This is a genomic window from Aporhodopirellula aestuarii, assembly GCF_023701485.1.
In the GTDB taxonomy this organism is placed as follows: domain Bacteria; phylum Planctomycetota; class Planctomycetia; order Pirellulales; family Pirellulaceae; genus Rhodopirellula; species Rhodopirellula aestuarii.
This window is the reverse complement of record NZ_JAMQBK010000145.1, coordinates 1-8,325: the sequence shown is the minus strand read 5'-3', so window position 1 is coordinate 8,325 and position 8,325 is coordinate 1. Positions and strand designations below refer to the sequence as shown.

General features: G+C 55.1%; 6 protein-coding genes. 3 read left to right on the top strand and 3 right to left on the bottom strand.

Features of this window, described 5'->3' with window-relative positions; genetic code table 11:
- Positions 1 to 1,242 precede the first annotated feature (1,242 nt).
- The 3 genes from NB063_RS31820 to mntR form a co-directional block, all read right to left on the bottom strand.
- Positions 1,243 to 2,472 carry a DUF1559 domain-containing protein gene (locus NB063_RS31820; RefSeq protein ID WP_250933841.1) on the bottom strand — a complete coding sequence of 410 codons (1,230 nt, stop codon included), beginning with the start codon at positions 2,470 to 2,472 and terminating at the stop codon, positions 1,243 to 1,245.
- Between the two features lie 823 nt (positions 2,473 to 3,295).
- On the bottom strand, positions 3,296 to 4,816 hold the full coding sequence (gene ilvA, locus NB063_RS31815; protein WP_250933839.1) for a threonine ammonia-lyase, biosynthetic: 1,521 nt from the start codon (positions 4,814 to 4,816) through the stop codon (positions 3,296 to 3,298).
- A gap of 202 nt (positions 4,817 to 5,018) precedes the next feature.
- The gene (gene mntR / locus NB063_RS31810) at positions 5,019 to 5,432 is read right to left on the bottom strand and encodes a manganese-binding transcriptional regulator MntR (RefSeq protein ID WP_250933837.1); all 414 of its coding nucleotides are present in this window, start codon (positions 5,430 to 5,432) and stop codon (positions 5,019 to 5,021) included.
- 269 nt (positions 5,433 to 5,701) lie between these two features.
- Here mntR and NB063_RS31805 point away from each other — a divergent pair, with 269 nt between their 5' ends.
- The 3 genes from NB063_RS31805 to NB063_RS31795 all read left to right on the top strand — a co-directional run.
- On the top strand, positions 5,702 to 6,895 hold the full coding sequence (locus NB063_RS31805; RefSeq protein WP_250933836.1) for a DUF1559 domain-containing protein: 1,194 nt from the start codon (positions 5,702 to 5,704) through the stop codon (positions 6,893 to 6,895).
- Positions 6,895 to 7,248 carry a hypothetical protein gene (locus NB063_RS31800; RefSeq protein ID WP_250933835.1) on the top strand — a complete coding sequence of 118 codons (354 nt, stop codon included), beginning with the start codon at positions 6,895 to 6,897 and terminating at the stop codon, positions 7,246 to 7,248. The genes NB063_RS31805 and NB063_RS31800 overlap by 1 nt, the downstream gene beginning before the upstream one ends.
- A gap of 174 nt (positions 7,249 to 7,422) precedes the next feature.
- On the top strand, positions 7,423 to 8,325 hold a 903-nt coding region (locus NB063_RS31795), incomplete at its 3' end, for a sulfatase-like hydrolase/transferase (protein ID WP_250933834.1).

Here is an 8,325-nt window from a genome sequence, read left to right as displayed (position 1 = left end):
TTGTGCTGTCCACCGATCAAGGCATCAGCCTGATGCGTCTCCCACCGGTCGATTGATCCCGTCCTAAGCAGTTATGCAGGAATCATCTGGCGAAACTGCCGCGAACAGTAGGCCGGACCGAGGCTTTGCGAGTTCCGGCATTCGCTTGCTCAGTCGTGCCGGAACTGCGTCGCTTAAGCTCCTGGGTCCGGCCTACGCCGAACCGATCACGATCAGCTGAATTGTCGTTATACCGAATCACTTCTATGTACCTGCTTAACGCCCGCAACTCTCGGCCTCAGAAGACGTCGATTCAGTTACCGCGGAATTTCAAATGCAGCGAAAAGGTGCAAGTCGTCTTGTAACGCGGGACCGGACGGCTCGCCCGTTCCGCTAAAAATGACACTCAAACAATCAATGTCCCGAGAGCCTGAGCGTCGTGTTTGACGTGGAATGGAGCGAGACTTACGCACTATTGGTTTTTGGACTCCTCGTCCGTGAAGTTGGACTCATCCGCATAAAAAGCTGCCCGTTCGTCCCACAGGTCACCCTGCGTTTCGACCGTTCGGTTGCCTTCATTACCACAACCAACTAACCCGGGGCTACAAACCATAAGAGTACAAGCCAAGAGAAAATAGCGAGTCATACTGGTCTTCAACTTTCATAAAAAAAGGGGAGGGAAGAGAATCATCACTGGAAAGCGTCACCTTCAGGAAGGCGAATCGGGGTTTCGTCTTTCACGTCGCTGAGTCGCTGCGAGGCGGTGAATCTATTCGCCGGAGGCGAAGCAATGTGGCCGTTTGCTCGGGACGTCGATTGTTTGAGTGCTCTTGTAAGCGGAACGGAGCAAGCCGTCCGGTCCCGCGTTACCGGACGGCGTGCGCCGTTCCGCTACTTTTGAAATCCCTCATTAATTAAATCAACATTCCCTGCAAACGAAGCTTACGGTAACGCTCGTTCGCGGAGCGAACGGCCACCCTAATAACTTCACAGCCTGTCCGAGTTTCCAAAAGCGGGTAACGTCCGCAATTCTCGGTCGCGGAGAGACCGAGCTATATCAATAGTGTCGCTGCCCAAATAACGCACAAACCAAAAGAGACTCTTCCCCACAAGGATTGTGAAGAGAAGAGCGTGAGAGATCAAACCTTGAAAGCGTTTGAAATATGTCCGGGAGATAGCGGCGGGTGTCGCGTGGACGCTTTGCCGGACGGCTCGCGTCCTCCCGCTAGCTAACAATCATCAAACTTGATTTCGAATACTTCCTTAAAAATCGAATTCAACCACTTCCTTCGAGGCCCGCGTTCCGAGAGCGCCCCAAAGACCATACGGGCTTGGAGAACCGGGTGCCCGCGTTCCCGTCCCGCCTGAGAAGACACAACCCGCAGCACTGTTACCCGCCTCAATGGAATCGGTAATGAACCGGACGGCACCGTCACCCATCAAGATGTGAGCACCGCCTTGGTGTCGGCTCGACGGAGGAGCGAGGCCATAACCGGAGTCGCCACCTGACATACATAGCTCGGTATTGGGTGGCAGAATGGTGGTGATACAACTGAACCCTGATCTTGCGTCCGACCAAACATAGCCACGCATTTGAAAGATTTTTGCGAATCCGTTCGAGCTGTTGTTGTATTGAATGTCGCTCTTATAAAACGTCGGCCGCTCGGGATCGATGTATTTTTTGCATGCATCTCCAGGATTATTGCGCAGGTTTGCTGCACTTCCGTTGATCATCAGTGTCGTACTGATCGCTTTGTCACCGAGGTCGGTAGCGATTTCGCCACACATAATCGTGTTGGAAAGTCCGTCGAGCGTTTCGCGAAATTGGCCCTGAAAACCGGGCTGAAACATACCACGATAGGCGGCCTTCGCCGCAATCACATCGGCCTGCGTATAAACCAACTTGCCTTTCTGAGGATTATCCGGCCAGCGACAATCGGATAAGTCCGGCGAGTCACCAATGCAGGCGGCGTAGTTAGTTCGCCCCAGTGCCGGCAATCCAAAACCGGGGTCGCTGGGACAACGATACGTTGTGATCTCGGTAATCCACGGCTTGTACTCCTGTTGTCGCGGCGACGGTCCCATCGGCGACCAAGGATTCCCGGGAGGTCCACCACTGGACGTTTCGTTGTTGGGATTCGAAATCTGTTCCCATAAAGCTTGCTGCTCCACAAACGGCAAAATCCCTACAAGAAAGCTGAGCGTGTATTCGTTGTGGCCCTTTCCGTTGGCGGCACTGCTGATCCCACTGTTAACATAGCTGCCGGTTGCGGAGTGCGTCCCCATATGGTGAACAGGTAGTAAGTCAAACGAAGCGTGATAATTGTGAATCCCCAAGCCGATCTGCTTGAAGTTATTACTACAACTCATTCGACGAGCAGCTTCACGGGCGGCTTGTACCGCGGGCAATAGCAGCCCTACCAAGACACCAATAATTGCTATCACGACAAGAAGTTCAACGAGAGTAAACCCCCGACGTTTTTCTTTAGACATCACTAGAGTTCTCCAAAAATCAGGGAGTGGATGTTTCGATAAGAAACAGACTTACCGAACGAACCGGCCAGCGACCCAAAGGGGCCATCAACGACGCTAACCAGCCATTACGGGACAATGCTAGAGCGTTCATCGGGGGGTGTCCATTAATTAATACCAAACGTCTATTTAGCAAAACGTAATAGACCGGACACGCATCTCAGCCCGTACACTACTGACCAAAAAGCCACATACCCCAACATGCTTTAGACGTTTTCGAGGCACAAAATGATTATTAGACAATCATCTTCACGCACAAAAACAAACTGGGTTTAAGCCGTGAACACAAATGATGACACCACAGTTTTTTTGATGGTTGTCCACTCAACTTCATACCTTCACAAAAGGCACACATGTGTTTTACATGTTTGTGAATTGAGGTAAGGCGATTGGATTGTGCTGAAACCAAGTGCGGCGATTCGCTTTACCAGAACATGGCGCACGCGTCCCACAACGAGATGAGAGACGCCCCCGAAAACGGCTATCCTTGAGTCAGCGAGCACTTGCCGAATGCTGCGTGCCGGTGACTCACTGCCTAATGCCTTCAAGCTTGACAGCGGTGCTGCGCGAGCCGCCCGGTTGCTGTAAGTAAGATGTTCGAAATTTACCGCGCGGCTCGCGCCGCTCCGCTATAAAAGCCACCCGGTTAGTGCGAAAGTAGATGGCACTGCCCCACCGCCACCGAATCGAGGCGTCGCAGAGGCCTGTAGGGGGATCTCGCAGCCACGGCAATCTTGTGCAGCGAAAATCGGTTTCAGCGTCCGCGTCCAAAGCAGCCCGCTCGTTACCGAAGAAAGAGATGGTAGACGGGATTCGTTGATTCATCGACGCAGCGATAGCCGAGGGTGTCAATGAACTCGCGGAATGCAGGCAGATCTTCGTCGGGGACCTGAATACCGATCAGAATGCGTCCATAGTCAGCCCCTTGGTTGCGATAATGGAACAGGCTGATATTCCAACTCGGATGCATGTGCGAGAGAAAACGCACCAAGGCGCCGGGACGTTCGGGGAACTCAAATCGATAAAGCCTCTCGTTTTCACCAAGTCGACTTCTACCACCGACCATGTATCGCAGGTGCTCCTTGGACAGCTCGTCCTCGGCAAGATCCAACGTCGCAAACCCTTGCTTCTCTAAGGCATCGCGGATGACCGCCACCTCGCTCCGGTCGCTGATCGCGACACCGACCAAAACGTGTGCTTCCTTTTCGTCCGACATTCGATAGCTAAACTCGGTCACGCTTCGTTGGCCGATTGTTTCGCAGAGACGTTTGAAGCTGCCTCGTTCCTCAGGGATGGAAACCGCAAACATTGCCTCACGTTCCTCTCCGGCCTCCGCCCGCTCGGCGACAAAACGCAGCCGATCGAAGTTCATGTTAGCGCCGCACGTGATCGCGACGAGATCCTCGCCTTGAAGATCATGATCGACGATGTATTGCTTCATCCCTGCAATGCCCATCGCGCCGGCCGGTTCCAAGATGCTGCGAGTGTCTTCAAAGGCATCCTTGATCGCGGCACAAACCGCATCGGTGTCGACCGTGACAAAATCATCCACCCATTCTTTCGTCAGCCGGAAGGTTTCGTCACCAACTTTCTTCACGGCGGTCCCGTCGGAAAAGAGTCCCACCTCGTCCATGCTGACCGGGTACCCAGCGCCGACGGATCGAATCATTGCGTCGGAGTCCTTCATCTGCACGCCGATGACTTTGATCTCCGGACGAACCGCTTTGATGTACGCGGCAACACCGGAAATCAACCCACCTCCGCCGATCGCAACGAACACGGCATGGATCGGGTGTTGATGCTGACGCAGAATCTCCATCCCGATCGTCCCCTGTCCCGCGATCACATCGGGGTCGTCGAAAGGGTGGACGAACACGTACTGATTGCTTTTTTGCAACTTCAGTGCATGCGCATACGCATCGGAATAGCTATCGCCATGCAGAACGACCTTACCGCCCAGAGCGAGAACCGCATCCGACTTGAGCCGGGGAGTCGTGACCGGCATCACGACCACCGCCTGACAACCGAGTTGACGGGCGCTCAGCGCGACGCCTTGCGCGTGGTTTCCGGCAGACGCACACACGACGCCGCGAGCCAGCTCGGACGGAGTCAGGTGCGACATTTTATTGTACGCGCCACGCAGTTTAAAACTGTGAACGGGCTGAGTGTCCTCCCGCTTCAGCCATACCTGGTTCTTCAACCGGCCCGATAATTTCCTCGCTAGCTCCAACGGCGACTCATTGGCCACGTCGTAGACACGGGCGTTGAGAATCCGTTGCAGGTAGTCAAACAGGACTTTTTCCATTGGTGGCTTCTTTCCAGAGAGAGGCTATTTTCGCGACAGTGTCGCATTTCCAGGAAGAATCCGCGATGCACGTCACGTTTGCGTCGGTCGGCGGTTGGGGCGTCCCCGACCCATCGATCCTCTCGACACACCTACGCGGTTGTCGTCCAGAGCCATCTACTGATCCCAAGGACCCTTCAGCTCCGACGGTGAGTTTGACGCCTTACGGATTGCTTGGCCAGCCATCGGCCAGGACCCGTTTCATGGCGTTGAGCGTCTCCTTGCTGACATGGTGCTCAATGCCCTCACTGTCGGTGGCTGCTGTCGCGGCACTGACCCCCATGGCCTTCAAGAAACTCTCGACAACCTCATGACGCTTTCTTGATTGCGTCGCCAACCGCCTGCCCGCCGCCGTCAAGTCGATCGGCTGATACGGCTCAGTCACCACCAACCCGTCACGCTGCAAGCGAGCAATCGTATTGTTCACCGTCGCGTGGGTGACCGCAAAATGCTTGACCAAATCCATCGCCCGGCAGACGCCACGTTCGGAAATCGCGTCCGCGATCGCTTCGACGTAGTCCTCGGCAACCTCGCTGGCATGATCCGACCGGATTCGCTGGTATGACTTCGAAGGCAAGTTCAGTTTCCCTTTAACCATGCAACACGGGGCGATACCCACCCCAAGATGTCACTCGAGTGAATGTCGTATCTTAGCGAAGATTGGTTTCTCGCTGAATCCCCTTGATTCTTCTCACACGAGTGGATATCCTCCGGCAGAACCGCGAGTTAGCCCGTGCTAACTTTACGAAAAAACAACGTAAAAAACGAGCGACGATGTGCTCGCTTTTTTCCGGCTTCCTGAGTTAGCACTGGCTAACTTTTTCGGTCAATCGACACGCTATTTTCATGTCCCAACGAGAGGTTTCGATGCATCAGTCGCAGTTTGAACCGCCCAGCAGTACGCCGAGACGTTCCACCGAGAGAACCGCCGAGCGGCGGAGAACCACCAACCACCTGCGCCACCTGCCTAGGTATCGACGCGTCGCGTTCACGTTGATCGAGCTGCTGGTCGTGATCGCCATCATCGGCATGCTGGTGGGGCTGCTGCTGCCCGCAGTCCAAGCGGCTCGCGAAGCGGCACGCCGGATGTCGTGCAGCAACAACCTGCGTCAGATCGGATTGGCCGCGCAAAACTACCACGCGGCGTATCAACGATTTCCTGCCGGATACATATCGCATCCCACGCGAGATGGCTCGGCTCCCGCTTCCGTGATGATGGATCCGATCACCTGGGACGCTGGCCCGGGGTGGGGATGGGGCGCCGGGCTGTTACCTTTTGCGGAAGCGACGGCCGTATCAGATGGGTTACGCTTCGATCAGCCTATTTGGTCGACCGCCAACCAAGCTGCTGTTGCCGCCACGCTGCCGATGTTCTTGTGCCCCAGCGCCACCGGAGGTGACGAACCGTTTGACGTGCAAGATCAAGCCGGCAATTCGCTTGTGATCGGGGGACAAACTGTTCGACTCGGACGTAGTCACTACGTCGCCAGTCATGGGCAGGAGAGTTGCTGGGGCGAATGCGGTTCCGCAGCGACGGGTGAGGTGTTCACAAATATTTACACGTCCACGACGCACATCGTTGCGATCAACGGTGACGCCGGCAACGTGGCCGACGGTCCGTTCTTTCGCAACTCAAAAACACGATTCCGCGACGTACTCGACGGAACCTCGAACACGATTTTCTTCGGTGAACACAGCTCTGCCTTGAGCGACAAAACATGGGCCGGGGTCGTCCCCGGTGCGTTCACGCATCCTCGCTTTACTTCACCTGAAAACGGTGCCGACGCAGCTGCCACGCTGACACTCGTTCACGCCGGCCCGTCCGGTGGCGAACTCGATATCACGGGCAGTCCGATTATCCATCCGGTCAATTTTCCGACGTACCACGTCGGACAAATGTTTGCCGAACATCCCGGTGGCGGATACGTCTGCCTCGGTGACGGTTCGGTTCGCTTTGTCACCAACTTCATCGATCTCTTCTTGTGGGCGGAACTATCGAGCATGAACGAAGGTGAATCAATCGACTGGGAGAAACTTTAATGAAACGTAATCAATCCAAGCCGAACCCGAAGTCCAACGTCCGTACTGTCGTGATCGCCGGATCAGCGGTCGTCGCATTGATCGCCATCGGTTGGTGGATGTCTCGCAAACCGGTCGTGCTCGACGAGCATGGATACGATGTTACGATCGCGCTGTACCGCGTCTGCAATCAACGCAGTGCCGAAGGACTGCGATTGATCGAACAACGCCTACACGAATTGGCGTCGTCCAACGATCCAGTCGACGAGTCATATCAGGCTCTCACGGCGATGATCGCGTTGGCCGACGAAGGGAAATGGCACGAAGCGGCGATGGCCTGTCGACAAGCATTGGAGGACCAAGTACAGCGTTAACGAGACACCTCGAGTGTTCGAATTTACCTGCGGGCTCGGATCACCAACATCGATCGCCCCACACGGCATGCTCTTGAGATATGATTCGTAGTTTGCGAAACCATTCAACGCAGCTCCCGCGTCGCGTCTTTGGATACGCTCGGCGAGAACGATCTCTATAGAACAGCCCACCACATGATCCGAAATCTTGCATATTCATTTACCGTCTTAGTCGCGTTTGCTAACGTTCATTCGACATCCTCCGCATCGAACCAAACGCAGCCCAATGTGCTCATCATCGTCACCGACGACCAAGGCTATGGCGACATGTCTTGCCATGGAAACCCATGGCTAAAAACGCCTCATCTCGATCGCTTGCATGCCGAGAGCGTGCGACTGCAAAACTATCACGTGGACCCAGTGTGCACTCCGACCCGAGCCGCGTTGATGACTGGTCGATATTCCACTCGGGTCGGCGCCTGGGCCGTGACCGAGGGACGACAACTGCTGCGAGCAGATGAGGTCACGATGGCAGACGTTTTCTCGGCGTCTGGATATCGAACCGGCATGTTCGGCAAGTGGCACCTCGGTGATCCATGGCCGTATGCGCCCCGATTCCGTGGCTTCCAAAACGTCGTGCGGCATCTCAGCGGTGGGATCGACGAGATCGGAAATCCGATCACAAATGACTACTTTGACGACACCTACTATCGAGACGGCACTCTCGACCGCATCGAGGGATATTGCACGGACGTCTTTTTCGAAGAATGCCAACGGTTCATCGCCGAGAAATCTGACCAACGCTTTTTCGCGTACCTTCCGCTCAACGCGATGCACAGCCCTCATACGGTTGACGAACGATACTCTGCCCCATTCACCGCGCAAGGACACTCCGACACTCGGGCAAAGTTCTTTGGTCAAATCATCAACTTTGACGAGAACCTCGGTCGCCTCTTAGATTCGCTTGATACTCAAGGAATCGCTGACAACACGATCGTCATTTTCATGAGCGACAACGGCACGGCGGCTGGCGTCGACACCGGCAATCCGAAGGACGGTTTCAATGCAGGCATGAGAGGCAGGGCGATTGCGCCACAC